At 33.0% G+C, this 15,651-nt stretch carries 9 protein-coding genes, 1 tRNA gene and 1 riboswitch; of the genes, 6 read left to right on the forward strand and 4 right to left on the reverse strand.

The window, feature by feature from the left end:
* Nucleotides 1–53 precede the first annotated feature (53 nt).
* From VB776_RS14790 to tgt, 4 genes are all read right to left on the reverse strand, one after another.
* On the reverse strand, nucleotides 54–2,528 hold the full coding sequence (locus VB776_RS14790) for a TonB-dependent receptor (RefSeq protein WP_323697496.1): 2,475 nt from the start codon (nucleotides 2,526–2,528) through the stop codon (nucleotides 54–56).
* 108 nt (nucleotides 2,529–2,636) lie between these two features.
* Nucleotides 2,637–2,733: riboswitch (TPP riboswitch) on the reverse strand.
* Nucleotides 2,734–2,917: 184 nt separating this feature from the next.
* Nucleotides 2,918–3,979 carry a Wzz/FepE/Etk N-terminal domain-containing protein gene (locus tag VB776_RS14795; RefSeq protein ID WP_323697498.1) on the reverse strand — a complete coding sequence of 354 codons (1,062 nt, stop codon included), beginning with the start codon at nucleotides 3,977–3,979 and terminating at the stop codon, nucleotides 2,918–2,920.
* Between the two features lie 9 nt (nucleotides 3,980–3,988).
* Nucleotides 3,989–6,214, reverse strand: a complete 2,226-nt coding sequence (locus VB776_RS14800; protein WP_323697499.1) for an SLBB domain-containing protein — start codon at nucleotides 6,212–6,214, stop codon at nucleotides 3,989–3,991.
* Between the two features lie 234 nt (nucleotides 6,215–6,448).
* Nucleotides 6,449–7,582 (reverse strand): tRNA guanosine(34) transglycosylase Tgt, encoded by a 1,134-nt coding sequence (gene tgt, locus VB776_RS14805; protein ID WP_323697501.1) that lies wholly within the window; start codon nucleotides 7,580–7,582, stop codon nucleotides 6,449–6,451.
* Between the two features lie 184 nt (nucleotides 7,583–7,766).
* Here tgt and VB776_RS14810 point away from each other — a divergent pair, with 184 nt between their 5' ends.
* From VB776_RS14810 to VB776_RS14835, 6 genes are all read left to right on the forward strand, one after another.
* Complete coding sequence (locus VB776_RS14810; protein WP_323697503.1) at nucleotides 7,767–8,888, forward strand: glycosyltransferase; 1,122 nt, start codon at nucleotides 7,767–7,769, stop codon at nucleotides 8,886–8,888.
* Nucleotides 8,889–8,994: 106 nt separating this feature from the next.
* Nucleotides 8,995–9,630, forward strand: coding sequence for a 16S rRNA (guanine(527)-N(7))-methyltransferase RsmG (gene rsmG / locus VB776_RS14815; protein ID WP_323697505.1), 636 nt, complete (start codon nucleotides 8,995–8,997; stop codon nucleotides 9,628–9,630).
* A 161-nt stretch (nucleotides 9,631–9,791) separates the two neighbouring features.
* A tRNA-Asn gene (locus VB776_RS14820) sits at nucleotides 9,792–9,865 on the forward strand.
* Nucleotides 9,866–10,117: 252 nt separating this feature from the next.
* Nucleotides 10,118–11,512, forward strand: a complete 1,395-nt coding sequence (locus tag VB776_RS14825; RefSeq protein ID WP_323697507.1) for a TRM11 family methyltransferase — start codon at nucleotides 10,118–10,120, stop codon at nucleotides 11,510–11,512.
* Nucleotides 11,513–11,532: 20 nt separating this feature from the next.
* A complete protein-coding gene (locus tag VB776_RS14830; RefSeq protein ID WP_323697508.1) occupies nucleotides 11,533–14,013 on the forward strand; it encodes a sensor histidine kinase in 2,481 nt (826 codons plus the stop codon).
* 91 nt (nucleotides 14,014–14,104) lie between these two features.
* Nucleotides 14,105–15,562, forward strand: a complete 1,458-nt coding sequence (locus VB776_RS14835; protein ID WP_323697509.1) for a hypothetical protein — start codon at nucleotides 14,105–14,107, stop codon at nucleotides 15,560–15,562.
* Nucleotides 15,563–15,651 lie beyond the last annotated feature (89 nt).

Raw genomic sequence — 15,651 nt, forward strand, 5'->3', positions numbered from 1 at the left:
AAGGCTAGTTACTCCAAGATGAGCAACTAGCCTTTTTAATTTGTAAACTTTTCTTAAAACTTCAAACTAACTCCAGCCATTACATTTGTTCCAGCTTGTGGATAATAGAAATTTTCTGTGTAAACTGTTCCTTCTGAAATGTAAGAATAAGTATAACCGTTTGATTCGTATAAAGTATTGAAAAGGTTATTTACCAAGAAAGTGAAATTTACTTCTCTTAAAGTTTTGCCTTTTATCGTATAAATCGCACGAACATCATTCGTGAAGTAAGCATTCAATTTACGGTTTTCGTTAGAAGTATTGTCCATATACTGTTTGCCAACGTATTTAGACAATAAGCCAAATTCTAAACCTTTTGTAGGTGTGAATAAAATTTGCGAACCCACTATTACATTCGGAGAAAAAGCAATATCAGTTTTGCTAAGCGTTGGCAAAGCAACTTGTGTTTCGTTATCGTAATTATAGATTGATTCCGTGAAGTTCTTGATTTTGTTCTCTGACAAAGTAGCATTTGCATTAATTTTCAATGCTTTATTTACCTGAATACCAGCTTCTATTTCTAACCCCAAACGATAACTTTCTGGTACATTCACACGAATTGGTGAACCAACATCATTCAATTTCCCAGTTAAAACCAATTGATTGTTATACTTCATAAAGTAACCGTTTAAAGCAAAAGCTGCTTTTCCTTTTTGAGCTTTATAACCTGCTTCAAAATCATTCAGCTTTTCAGATTTTGGCGTTGCACCAACATTATCTACAAAATCAGAACGGTTTGGTTCTTTATTGCCAACGCTGTAAGACGCATAAGCCGAAGCATTAGGTGCTATTTCATAACTTACTCCAAACTTCGGATTAAAGAATTTGTAATCCACTTTTTGCCCGATGTTCAAAAGATTATCGTCTGTTCCTTTAATTTCATAATTCACAGTTCTTACTTGTAAATCAGCAAAAGCATTTACTTTTTCAGAAAGCTGATAGAATACTTTTCCGTAAATATTGAAATCTGTTTTCTGTGCGGTTCCGTTATAATATCTGTCTCCTAATTTTGAAGTAGAAGCATATTTCGCCCAAATGATTTCTCCATAATGACGACCTTCATATTGGTTTAATCCACCGCCAATATTAGCTTTCAGTTGCTTACTTCCTTGATAATCAAATGAGAAAGTTGTTCCATAAAAATCATTATCCAACCATTTTCTACGAACTAAATCTGTTTTTTTAACGGTATCTGTTCCTAAAATCACATTTGGTAAGCCATAATTTGAAAACTTATCTTGCTCCTTAAATTGTTCATAATAACCACGACCATAAGTATAATGGAAATTCAAATTGAATGTCCAAGCAGTTGACAAAGTATGTGAAGAAAGCAATTGATAGTGGTCTTGCTGATAATTATCCGTTTGGTTTGGATAAGTATATAAATTGAAAGTACGATTTATCGGTAAAGTAGCTTCTGATACACCTTCCCAAGCTTGATATGTTTTTTCTTTTCCTGAGAAAACATTCAAACGAACAAAAGATTTTTTTCCGAAATAAGCACCAGAAAGGTAAAATGATTTTAAATCAGAACTAGCTCTATCGACATAACCATCTGAAGTTACTTTCGACAAACGTGCATCAAAAGTAAACTTATCATTTACCAAACCAGAACCTACTAAAATAGTATTTTTTAAAGTATTGAATGAGCCATAAGCAGAATTGATTTCGGCATAAGCCTGTTTCCTGAATTCGTTCGTTGAAATATTGATAGATGCTCCAAAAGCACCTGCACCGTTGGTAGAAGTACCAACTCCACGCTGTACTTGGATTGAACTTACCGAACTAGCCAAATCAGGAGTATTTATCCAAAAAGTACCTTGAGATTCTGCATCGTTCAACGGAATACCATTAATTGTCACATTGATTCTTGTAGCATCAGTTCCTCTGATTCTAACACCAGTATAACCCACACCAGCTCCAGCATCTGAAGTAGAAACTAATGATGGCGTAAAGTTTAATAATTGAGGAATATCTTGACCAAGATTTTGTTTCTGAATATCTTCTTTAGAAACATCCGTAAAGGCAATTGCCGATTTTGCATTGGCTCTAGTCGCATTTACAACTACTTCATCTGCTGCAAAAGTAGATTTGCTGAGTTCAAACTTAAAAGAAATATCTTTCTGTAAATCAATTACTTGTACTTTTTTTTCGTAACCAACGAAACTTACTTTCAAAGTATAATTGCCTTTTTTTACATTTTTGAGAGTAAAAATACCTTGTGCGTTACTTTGCGTTCCTCTTACTGCATTCACTAAAACAACATTTGCACTAGCCAAAGGTTTATTACTTTCGGCATCAAGAATTTTACCAGAAATTGTATATTGAGCGTATGATTTGGTAGAGAAAAAAAGTACTAAAACAAACAAATTTGAATATTTTAAAATAGCAAAATGGTGATTCTTTGAAGGAAGAATCATGGCAACGAAATGCTTGAGAATTACTGTTTGAGTAAACAGATTTCTCAGATTAGTCGTTAAATTTTTCATTTTTGAAAAGATTAACAACAGGCAAAGGAGTCAAATCCCGTTAGATTTAACAATGTGAAACCCTATGTAATTGATTGATTTTAAATCTGTTTACATCATAATGATGCAAAACCAAATTTACAAAATCCCTTCGACGGAATTACCCGCATCAGGTTCAGTGGGTATAATCTCAGCCCGTTATATTAAGGCACCCCTTTTTGTGATTGTAGCACAAAGGTATAACGAAAATTGATAAATTGTTTTTTTTATTTTGGAGACTTGAGGATTTTGGACTCAAGGACTTTAGGCACAAGATACAAGAAGCAAGAATTTTGATTTTAGATTGTAGAATTTATGGGCTTTGGGATTTGAGGATATGCAATTTTATTTTTAGTTTAAGAAACAAATGCTCAAGCCTCAGAGGTTTCATAAAAGTGAAAATTCCTAACCGTAATACCTACAACTGAACTGACGAAACCCAATAAAGCAAAACTTAGAATAATCATTCCTCTCGATGGACTACTTTTCTTCACAGGTACTTGTGCGGGTTCTAAGACTTTAAAAACGGGGGTTTCTCTATGAATCCTTATCTTGGTTTCTTCCAATTCCGTAGCTAATTGCGTGTATAGATTATAAGCCAATTCTACTTCATGTTGTAATTTTTTGCCTTCATCTTTGGCGATATTCAAGAATAAATTCCTGTTCATATCCTGATAATGTGAGTAAGCAAAAAGGGCATTTTCATAATGTTTTTGAGCTTCATTGATTCGTGAGGATAAGAAATCTATGTCTTTTTGCGTTTTTTCTGTTCGGTACTGAATCACATAATTCAGTAGATAATCTTGCGTAAATTTGGCAAGCGTGGCGGCAATTACGGGGTCTTGCATTTTTACAGACATGGTAATAACCCCCGTTTTTTTATCTAAAGATGTCACAACTCTTTTATGCAACTCTCGGATTTGCAAATCTTCTTCTTTATTCAAATGAATCAATTCTGGAGTAATTGTCGGTTTATTTAAGCCCTTGAATTCACCTTTATTGGATTCTCCAACGAGTTTTACAAGAATTTCCTTTTTTCTACATTCTTTTAAATATTCTGAAACAAGCATTTCTCGTTGGTGTTGAATCGAGAAAACTTTTAAATGAAGCAACTGCATCAAAAAAGGCGTACTCTGCAAAATATTTGGATATAAATCTGGACGAACGGCTTCGGTTGAACCAAAACTACTAAGGTCAACGCCAGCGAGTCCAGCCAAAGATTTAAAATTATTCATACTTTCAGTTCCTTCTTTGATTTCCAATTCAGGTAAAATCTGCACTTGCGAAGTATATTCATTTGGAATATTATAGGCTATCAAAATGCCTATGCAAGTAAATAATGTACTAAAAATGAATATTTTCCATTTCTTCTGAAGTATTAAATGAAGCAAAGGAAGTAGCTTAAAATTGTTAAAAACAGGCTTAGTATTCATGATATAGATTTATTTTAAGTTGTTGCTGATATTAACCAACAAATAGGAAACCGAAGTAATTGCTCCCACTAAAGCGATGCGTTCGCCAGTAGAAAGCTTGTGAATATTTTCATTTTGTTGGCTTGGAACAATAATTTCTGCTCCTTGTTCAACTTTTGGATAAGTATGAAAAAACAAAAAACTTCTGATTTTATCCGAAATACCATTGGCGTATTTTATGTACAATTTCCGTTTGTTGGCTTTTTCCGTGAAACCTCCAGCTTGTCGGATATAATCTTTTACTTTGAGTTTCTTTCGAAAAGTAACTGCAACAGGATTCAAGAATTCTCCAGATAATTTTATGGTTTCTAAGGCTCTTGGGATTTCAAGAAAATCACCATTGAGTAATAAAAGGTTGTCCGAACTGTTGGGATTTTGTAAAATATAAGCCAAATCAATTGCCAAAACTGAACTATCTCGCATAAATTTAGCTCCTTTTGGAAAAGCTTCTTTTTTCAAACCTCCAGCTAAATGAATCAAATCTGTAATTCGTTGCGTTTTATCTTTTATCGTGTAAACGCCTGAAAAATTCACTTCGCCATCAATTCTGACTGATTTTTGAACGGCATAATTTGGCGATTTTCGAACATAAATTCTATCAAATGCTTGCAATTTGAATCCTGAATTTTCAGAAGATATTTTTAGATTACGGTCAATTTTAAAGGTGAAAATTTTCACTTGCTCGTGATTAATGTTACTTGAGTCTTCATCCAATATCCGTCTTGATAATTCAATTTCAGTAATACTTGCACCTTCTGTAAAGCCTTTGGCAAAAAGAATTAAGTCTTCAATCGTTAATCCTTCTACAAAATCAAACACGCCCGTTTTGTTTACTTCTCCGTAAATGCTAACCGTTCTTTTTTCTTGAAGAGAAGCAATAGAACTGATTTCGACAATATCTTCTCTTTGTAAAGGAATATCCGAAATTTCACTTCTAATCAATTTGCCAACATCAAAAGCCATGATAATAGGCTCATCATTTTCTTGTTTTCGAGTAATGGTAGCACGATTCAAAAAAGCTTCTTCTTTCAAACCTTCGGCTTTTTTGATTAATTCTTTTACTGTACTCGAACCCGTTTCTAAAGCATATTCGCCAGTTCTAAAAACAGCACCTTTTATTTGTACTCTATTTTCGTAGCGTTCCAAAATTGCTCCGACGCTGTATTTATCACCATTTTTAGGGATAAAATTCTGTACTTCATTTTCAGTAATGTTGAAAAGTTTTAAACCTGTCGCTGTATTTCTTTTGAGGGAAATTAAATAGGTGTAAGCTTTATCCGTAAATCCGCCAGCGAAACGAAGTATTTCTTTGAGATTTTCTGTAGATTTTACTTCAAAAATCATCGGACGTTTTACTTCACCCAATATTTCTACTCTTGTTTCATAATCCGCAATTCTGATAACATCTTGGTCTTGTAATCTGATATTATCTTTTTGGTCGGCACGGAGTAAAAAGTCATACAAATCAAGAATTCTAACAATTTTGTTATTTCTGATGACTCGAATATTTCTGAACGAACCATTTTCAGAAGGGCCGCCAGATAGATACAGTGCATTAAAAACACTTGCTAAAGATGAAATGGTATAAGTGCCAGGACGATTGACTTCGCCCGTAAGTGTTACTTTAATACTTCGAACATTCGACAAAGTAATTTGTGCAGAAACGCCACTTTGTGGTAAATTGATGCCTTGATAAAGCTGACGAAGATGTTTGATAATTCTTTCAGAAGCCGTTTCAATACTTAATCCGTTGATGTAAATCGGAGCAAGATTCAGAATTTTTATCGTTCCTTCTGGACTGATTTTTACTTTATAATTATCCAAAGCATTTCCGAAAATATCAATATTTAACTCGTCGTCGGGACCTAATTGATAATTTTTTGGCGTTGCAATACGTAAATCGGGTTCAAAACTTAAATTATTTTGCGTGAAAAGAGATGCTCCGAAAATGGCAGGTTTGGAAGAATGATGTTCGAAAGAATCATTTTTGACAAAAGGAATTGCTGGTTTGATTACTTGTCGAGTCGATGCAATTTCTTTGAGAGAATTCGGTTGAAGATTGTTAAAATACTTTTTAGTAAATCTTTCTTGAAGTGTATCAAACTGTGCCGAAGAATAACCTTTCAGCAACATGGCTTCTTTGATTTGCGATTCGGACATGCCATTTGCCTGAGCTTTTAGAAATAAAGCTTTCAACTGTTCATCGCTAAAATCGTTGAGTTTCTTTTGCGCTAGAATTTTAGAGCAGAAAATGAAAGAAAATAAAAAGATGTAGCAAATGTAGGAATAGCACTTCCCACAAGGTTTTGTCTGTAGGCTCATTGTCGTAACAATTTACAGGTGATAACTGTCTGATTGATAGAGAACTCTTCCTTAAAAATAAGAAATAAAATTATTCAAAGGAAGAGTTGAGCCTAAATATTTTTTGAATTATAAACGTTGCATCAATTTTACAACCATGGCATCTTTCCACGTTTTGAAAGTACCAGCGATGATTTGTTCTCTTGCCTGACCAACCAACCACAAGTAAAAACTAAGGTTATGAACACTGGCAATCATTGCTCCCAACATTTCATCTGCTTTCAATAAATGACGGAGATATGCTTTTGTATAAAAATTACTTGCATAACAATCAATACCTGAGTCGATTGGCGAGAAATCATCTTTCCATTTTTCGTTTCTCATATTAATCGTTCCTTCCGTCGTGAACAGCATTCCATTTCGGGCATTTCTGGTCGGCATTACACAGTCGAACATATCAATTCCCAAAGCAATACTTTCTAAAATATTGGCAGGCGTACCCACGCCCATCAAATAACGAGGTTTATCTTTTGGCAAAATATCCGTGACCATTTCTGTCATTTCATACATCATTTCAGCAGGTTCGCCCACAGAAAGTCCGCCAATAGCATTTCCTTCACGTTCAAAACTAGCGATTACTTCTGCCGATTTTACTCTTAAATCTTTATAAACACTTCCTTGAACAATCGGGAAAAGTGTTTGGCTGTAACCGTATTTCGGTTCGGTTCTATCGAAATGTTCGCAACAACGTTTTAGCCAACGGTGCGTCATTTCCATCGATTCACGAGCGTAGCCATATTCGCAAGGATAAGGAGTACATTCATCAAAAGCCATGATAATATCTGCACCAATAGTTCGCTGAATATCCATTACTCCTTCTGGACTAAAGAAATGTTTTGAACCGTCAACATGCGATTTGAACGTAACGCCTTCTTCTTTGATTTTTCTACCAGTTCCTGCCAAAGAATATACTTGGTAGCCACCAGAATCCGTGAGAATAGGTTTGTCCCAACCGTTGAATTTATGTAAACCGCCCGCTTTTTCAATAATATCCAAACCCGGACGCAAGTAAAGGTGATAAGTATTTCCCAAAATAATTTGAGCATGAATATCATCTTTCAGTTCACGCTGATGCACAGCTTTTACAGAACCAGCCGTGCCGACGGGCATAAATATAGGAGTTTCTATTTGTCCGTGGTCGGTTTGAAGTACACCTGCACGGGCTTTAGAATTAGGGTCATTGTGTTGTATATCGAAAGTCATTTGCTGAACAAAAAGGATTTTAAGACCAAGAAAAGGAATCTGCTTATCCTTTCTGAATTTATTTTTACTGAAATCTTACAAAATTACGAGTTTTATCAACAAATCTTTCTTCTTTTACCGATAGCCTTTAGGCTTTTACTTATCTTTGCACTCCCAAAAGATTAACTAACTGATATTTAATACCTTGATACCCTTTCTATTTAGCATATACATATTTTCTGTTGGTCTTCAACTATTTTTTATTTTATTCGTTTTTGCCAAAGTCAACAGACATGAAAGTCCGATTCACGAAGAAATAACTTCAGAAGGCGTATCAGTAATTGTTTGTGCATGGAATGAACTAGAAAATTTAAAAGAGTTGATTCCCTTATTAGATGAACAAGATTATCCAAATTTTGAAGTAATCATCATGGACGACCGCTCTTGGGACGGCACGCATGAGTATTTAATGAAAGAATGTTCTGCATTTCAACAAGTAAGATTTATACAAATAGAAAAAACACCAGCACATCTTTCTGCTAAAAAATATGCTTTGACTTTAGGCATAAAATCAGCAAAATACGATGTTATTTTATTGACCGATGCCGATTGTCGTCCGCAAAGTAAAGAATGGATAAAAGGAATGGCGGAATGTTTATTGCCAGAAAAGCAAATCGTTTTAGGTTTTTCACCTTACTATACAGAAAGGTCATTTTTGAATAAATTGATTCGCTACGAAACCTTTATTACGGCATTACAATATTTTTCACTGGCGATAAAAGGACAGCCTTACATGGGCGTAGGCAGAAATTTGATGTACAGAAAATCATTATTTCTTGAAAACAAAGGTTTTGCAAAACATACGAATATTGTAGGTGGCGATGACGATTTGTTTATGAATGACGTAGCCACAGCCGAAAATACAACGGTTTGCTTGAACCCAGATACTTTTATGTATTCTGTACCAAAGCGTACTTGGGAGGCGTGGTATCGTCAGAAAACAAGACATTTATCGGTTAGTAAATATTATCGTTTTGAAAATAAATTAATCTTAGGTAGTTTGGCTTCCACTCAAATATTTTCTTGGATTTTACTGTTTGTATTAATTCCATTTACGCTAGAAACGGTACTTTTATATGCAGTTTTGGGCGTTTTTGCACTAAGATTAATTGCTCAATGGATAGTTTTTGCGAAAGCTAATCAGCGTTTTGATAATATTTTTAAATCAGCCACACTCCCACTTTGGGATTTTATATTCACATTATATTTTTTGATGATGGGAGTTAATAATCTGATTCCTAGAAAGAAAAAAATGAGATGGAAATGAGGGAGTTTTGAGTTGTGAGTGATGAGTTTTGAATTACAAAACAACCATTCCCAATTAAAATAATCACTTATTCACTAACTCGCTCAATTACACAATAATTAAGAACATGACAAACAACAATACATTAATAGAAAAGTATTTTCCACAACTTACAGAAAAGCAAAAACAGCAATTTGCTCAGTTAGGAGAATTATATGCACATTGGAATGCCCAAATCAATTTGATTTCGAGAACCGATATGGATAATCTTTATGAAAAACATATACTTCATTCATTAGGTATAGCAAAGGTCGTTAACTTCAAAGATTTCACTGAGATTTTGGATGTTGGCACAGGAGGCGGTTTTCCGGGAATCCCATTAGCGATAATGTTTCCACATTGCCAATTTCACTTAGTTGATAGCATTGGAAAGAAAATCAAAGTAGTAAACGAAGTAGCAAAAGCCTTAGGTTTAGAGAACGTAAAAGCCGAACAAATAAGAGCCGAGCAAATTGATGGGGAATATGATTTTATCGTAAGCCGTGCTGTAACTCGCCTTTTACCATTTTACGGTTGGGTGAAAGGAAAAGTAAACATCAACAATTACAATAAACTGAAGAATGGCATATTGTATCTAAAAGGAGGAGATATGAAAGAAGAATTGAAGGAATTAGGCAAAAAAACAAGAACCTTTGAGCTTTCAGACTATTTCGAAGAAGAGTTTTTTGAAACAAAGATGGTTGTTCACGTTCCGATGAGTTAAAAATGACTTTTCAAAAGTAAAAAAGTGCAAGAAAATATCATTTGTAATATTCTGAAAATCAAGTAATAAACATTTTTCTTTAAAATTTTGATATTTTTTTAGTAGGAAACACTTGCATAATATTCAAAAACGGACTACTTTTGCATCACGATTAACAACAATCCTTCTTAGCTCAGCCGGTTAGAGCACATGACTGTTAATCATGGGGTCCCTGGTTCGAGCCCAGGAGAGGGAGCAAAAAGCCTTAAATCACACGATTTAAGGCTTTTTTGTTGGAACACATTTTAATTCTGTTCCTTAGGCTTGGAACAGTAGGAATGTTGATTTTTTCTTATAACTTTAGGCAATTAAAATAGATAGATGTTTTAATTATTGGATAATGACAATCTGATGCTATAAACCTGCCAATTAGTTATTCAATCTTTATAGCTATCTATGATTTTTACATCCTATAAGCCTCCAAAATTGCTTCAGAATACTCACAATAATGACACTGAATATTGCATCATATAATAATGGTTCTTCAAAAGTATCCTCTATAAGGAAACAAGAGGATATTGATAATCTCATTATTAAAAAAATAGCATCATTAACTATTAACGATAGTAAAATATGGACTTCTCCCAAGTACGATAGAAGTAAAAATGTTCATCGCTTTTTTCAATATCCTGCGATGATGGTTCCGATTGTGCAACAAACTCTAATCGAAAGCATTACTACCGTTGACAATTCTGTAACTACAATTTTAGACCCTTTTATGGGTTCTGCTACATCAATTGTTGCTGGAATGATGAATGGATTATCGTGCTATGGTCAGGATATAAACCCTTTATCTATTCTGCTTTCCAAAGTAAAAACTCACTATTTTGATATTGAGGAAGTCTCTAAAAGGTCAATTGAACTAATCAAATCAATTAATTCTGATGAAAGATTGTGTATTGAGAAAAATTTCAGAGGTATTGATAAATGGTTTAAAGTATCTGTTTCATTAGAATTATCAAAAATTGTAAGAGGTATAAGAAAATGTGAAGACATTGAGATAAGACGCTTATTCTGGATTACTTTAGCTGAAACAGTTCGACTTTCATCAAACGATAGAACAAGTACTTTTAAGTTGCATATTAGACCATTAGAAGAAATCCAAAACAGGAATATTTCAGCAAATGAACTATTTGAAAAATTGCTTAATAGGAATATTGATGATATTGTAAGCCATAATAAAATGCTTTTATCCAAAATGCTTGTTGGTAAAAATGGATACAAAAAGAAAATCTCTATTCTTTTTAAGAACTCTACAGAGTATATTTTTATACCCAATGGAGGTATTGACTTATTGGTGTCTTCTCCTCCTTACGGCGATAATTCTACCACTGTCCCTTATGGTCAACATGCATATTTGCCTTTACAATGGATAGACTTAAAAGATATAGATGAATCAATAACAGAAGATTTGCTTTCTACTATCTCTGCGATTGATAGAAAAAGCCTTGGGGGAAAACTTATATTACCTTCGCAAGAAATTGTGGATAACTTATTTGAAATATCTCCATCATTAAGGAACGTCATTGAAAAATTGACAGTGACACATCCAGATAAAACAAGTAAAATTATTTGTTTTACCAATGATTTATATATTGTCCTACAAAAGTGTTGTGAAGCAGTAAGAAAAAATGGCTACCTAGTTTGGACGATTGGTAATCGAAGAGTTGGTGGTATAGAAATTCCTAATAATAGAATTTTGATTGAACTCCTTGAGCATAATGGAATCAAATTGCTTACTGAAATAAAACGAGATATTTTGAATAAGAGGATGGCTCAACGAAATCGTTCGACTACGACTATGGTCACCGAAGATATATTGATTTTTAGAAAAACATTTTAATGCTTTGAATCGTGACAAACTTGCAAGAAAATCTACATTTCGATATTTCAACTTCTGTAATTAAACAGTTGGGAGAACAGCTAATTTCGGATGAGGTTACAGCAATAATGGAGTTAATAAAAAATTCTTATGATGCAGAAGCTGACTGGGTCAAAATTGATATTGATGTTAATAACTGTTTGACAAATGATTTCCATTTCAATGATGTAAAAGGTTATATACTACTCGAAGATAATGGAGAGGGAATGTCATTGTCAGATATTAGTAGCAGATGGTTGGTTATTTCGTTTTCTGCTAAAAGAGACCAAAAAGAAAGTGGAACATACAATGAAGGCAAAAGAATTCCATTAGGAGATAAAGGTTTAGGCAGATTAAGTACGCAAAGAATAGGAAAGCAGATTGAAATAGTTACTGGGGTGGCAGATGAAGATATATATCATTCTTTGGCATACAATTGGGATGATTTTGATGGAACACGAAAATTATCAGATGTAAAAGTTGTTTATAGAACTTTCTCCAAAAAAGTAGGTTTAAAAGGAACAAAAGTAGCTATAACTTCCCTTAATAATCCAACAGTTTGGAAAGGCGAAGCATTTGATGTTTTTAGAAGTGAATTATCCAAAATGATTTTTCCTGTTAAGGAGAACAGACCATTTAATGTTCGATTATCTGTAGCTGGACAAAAGGTAGATTTGGATTCATTGAATGAACAGCTTAGAAAGCAGGCTATCGGAGAATACAAATTGAGATATGATGGAAAGAAGCTCAACATCGAAATATTATTAAAATTAAATAAGCTTAGGGGAAATGATAGTTCTTTCTATGAGAAAACTATTATATCTGATAATGGTAAAGCTTTTTTTGAGTTTTTGACAGATAAGCAAAGAAATAAGCGTGAGTTTTTAGATAAAGTTCAAACCGAATATTTAGGACAACTTAATAACGGATATTTTTTTAAGTATAAGACAGAATATCATTTTGAGAAAATTGCAAAGAATTCTGTTATCAGTGGTGATATTCTGATATTAGCCAATCCAGGTATTTTTGATGGAGAAATTCTTGAGTATGATATTAGAGGAGATGTCGATTTGAATGAAGAAGAGTATTTTGATAGCGTAGGTGAGTATAAAAGATTAGTAAAGAACCAAGTTGGAGTGAGAATTTTTAGAGATGGATTTGGCATCAAGCCTTATGGGTTGAATAACAATGATTGGTTACAATTATCAACAGGACAGACCTCTGGAGCTTCATTTTACGGTTTACGTCCTGGAAATATTATTGGATATATAAGTATTTCAAATAAGGAAAACTTGTCATTGACAGAAAAAACGGATAGAGAAGGTTTTGTCGAATCTCCATATTCTCAGAACTTTTTTTTAATTACAAAAAAATTTATTAGTGAAATTAATTTAGTTTTAGAAAGAGCTAAAAGAGCTTTAAATACATATAAAAGCGTATTAGCTGATAGTAAAGGAACATTTCAAGGTTCTACAACTAAGGCAATTGAAGGTGTAAATGCAGTGGCGGAACAATCAAAAAACACACTGCCTATTATCGAGGAATTACAGACTGATTTAAGTACTATTTCCAAAGAAGTAAAACAAAATATTGATTCGCCTTTATTTAATAATCAAAATACAACTTCCGCAGATTTAAAAGTAGTATCTTTTTTACATAAGGCGGAAAACACTTTAATGCAAGTTGAAAAAGCTATAAAGTCTTCAGCAGAGCTTGATAACAATGCTGATTTTATAGCTCCTCAAATTAATTTGTTAAAAAGACAACTTCATGATTTTTCAGAATTAGCAGGTTTAGGATTGACAGCAGAAGCATGGTCTCATGAAATTTTAAATATGTTGGAAAGAATTTCAAGTCAAACTAATGATATTGAAAAGCGTCTAAAAATGCTAAAAAATATTGATTCTGTGATTTACATTTATATTGAATACGTCAAGAGTTTTGTTCAAAACTTACGCATTCAAGTAAATCATTTTTCTCCTTCGTTAAGATATAATCGTGAAAAGAAACAGGAAATAAAATTGTCTGAATTTATAGATGAGTCGAAAGCTTTTTTTGTTTCTAAATTCACTAAAATAAATGGAGAAATCAAGGTTTCTATATCAGAAGACTTTAAGGTTAAGGCTAATAAAGGTAAACTAACACAAGTTTTTGATAATATTCTCTTAAATTCAGAATATTGGCTAAGGAAAAAACAACTAAGCAATAATAGTTTTTTACCAGCTATTTTCATTGAAGTAGATTCTCATTTAATTAGAATTTGGGATAATGGAAGTGGTATTGATGAAACTATTGCAGAAAGTATCTTTCAACCTTTTACTACTTCAAAACCAGTTGGGGAAGGTAGAGGCTTAGGTCTATATATAGTTGAGCAAATTATTGAATCAATGGGGGGAGAGATAACATTACTTCATAAACGTAATACAGAAAATAGGAGATATATATTCCAAATAAATTTAGAATCTGCCAAAGTTAATCCATAAAATTATTGCTACGAGTATGAGCCAGCCTTTACCTAGAACATCATACACCATTGAAAATGCGAAAGAGCATTTAGCGTCTTTATTACATTTGATGAAAATAGACAAAGTATATTTTGTTGATGATTCATTGGGCGATGAACCGAATGTTAATGAATTTATAGGTCTAATTCGTAAAATACAAGATATTGATAAGTTAAGAGATGGTTTAAGTTTTTTTGAATTTAAAGATGATTTAGACCTATTTATCGACAATATTAACGATACATGGGATAATCTTACACCTGATCAGAGAAATAAGTGTTTTGTAGTTGTATATAAGGCTGTAGGCAAAGATTATACAAGTTTAGATGTTTCATCTTCATTAAAGACCTTTTTCAATGAGGATATTTGTGTTTTATGTTCTCCTGCTCAATGGGAACAATATATTCTTCATACCCATCATAAAGGAAGCAGCAATATATTGGTATTATTCGACCAAGATTTAAATAAATCGGGTGGGATTTTTGTAACCAAAAAAGGAGAAGATTTGATAATTGATATTAAGAAAGGTGGCTATCGTTCTAATATCTTTCCCGCACTTTTTACTTACACAATAACAAATATCGAGGAAGAGCTATCGCAAAGGGTTGAGATTGTTGAAAAGTTTAAAAAAGCTGGCGAAGCCTTGTCGAATGAGGACTTCTTTGTATTTACAAAAGATAGACTGGACAAACCCGATTTGTTTGCAGATGCTATCAAAAAGCTTTTTCTAAATCAGTATTGTGAGCAAGTAAAAGAGAAAACGTTAAATCTTGCTAAAAAGGCATTTGACAATACCATCCAAGAGTTTAATATACTTGATACATATTCTTTCGATTTTGCGGTACTAAAATCATCGCTAAATGAAGGTGTTTGGGAAGTAGAAACTCTTTTGAGAATCATAAATATTTATTTGGATGATTTTATTAAAGCTGAAATGATAAAATCAGACTATTTGTTACAAGCAAATGAAGCTTTTGAAAAAGCTCATGCTATTTCAAATAGTTTTAATATCTCCATAGAAGGAATAAAAACCCATCCATATCAAAAACCCATAGAGCTAAGAGCAAAGGAAATATATGAACAAGGAAAAATTATTAATGGTCTTCATAAACCATTAGAAAATGGAGATATTTTCGAGGTTACGGATTCAAAAGGAAAAAAAAGTTTGTATGTTTTAGTTGCACAGGAATGTGATTTAATGTTAAGGAGTACAGGCAAACGTAAACTTCAAACTGGAACACTAATATATCTGAGTTCAAAGATAGTTAAAGATTTAATAGCTGACGAAAGTAAGTCCTTTAAGGAATATGAAACGAAAGGCAGACCTTTTACATTTTGGGACATAAGATATAAATTAGACCATTTTGAAAATACAAAAGTAGGTATTGCGAATTTTACTGTATCTCCACTCGTTGTAGATTTGATTTTTCTTGATTTAGTATCTTTTAATCATCTTGGTGAGGCTGAAATTAATTTCAAAAATAAAAATGAACTAAAATGGCTTCCCTTTAATCTTGTAAATATTTAATAATCAATATATTACCAATAAAATAACCCCGGGAAAGTGTCAATACTGGCAATTTTCGGGGTTTTTCTGTATTTTGTTTCTGCTAAAAA

Origin of the sequence: Arcicella gelida, from assembly GCF_034931025.1 — a bacterium.
Lineage (GTDB): Bacteria > Bacteroidota > Bacteroidia > Cytophagales > Spirosomataceae > Arcicella > Arcicella gelida.

Excerpts from the sequence above, each read along its gene's own strand:
- VB776_RS14790 (WP_323697496.1), bottom strand. The coding sequence starts at position 2,528 with ATGAAAAATTTAACGACTAATCTGAGAAATCTGTTTACTCAAACAGTA.
- VB776_RS14795 (WP_323697498.1), bottom strand. The coding sequence starts at position 3,979 with ATGAATACTAAGCCTGTTTTTAACAATTTTAAGCTACTTCCTTTGCTT.
- tgt (WP_323697501.1), bottom strand. The coding sequence starts at position 7,582 with ATGACTTTCGATATACAACACAATGACCCTAATTCTAAAGCCCGTGCA.
- rsmG (WP_323697505.1), top strand. The coding sequence starts at position 8,995 with ATGACAAACAACAATACATTAATAGAAAAGTATTTTCCACAACTTACA.
- VB776_RS14825 (WP_323697507.1), top strand. The coding sequence starts at position 10,118 with ATGACACTGAATATTGCATCATATAATAATGGTTCTTCAAAAGTATCC.
- VB776_RS14835 (WP_323697509.1), top strand. The coding sequence starts at position 14,105 with ATGAAAATAGACAAAGTATATTTTGTTGATGATTCATTGGGCGATGAA.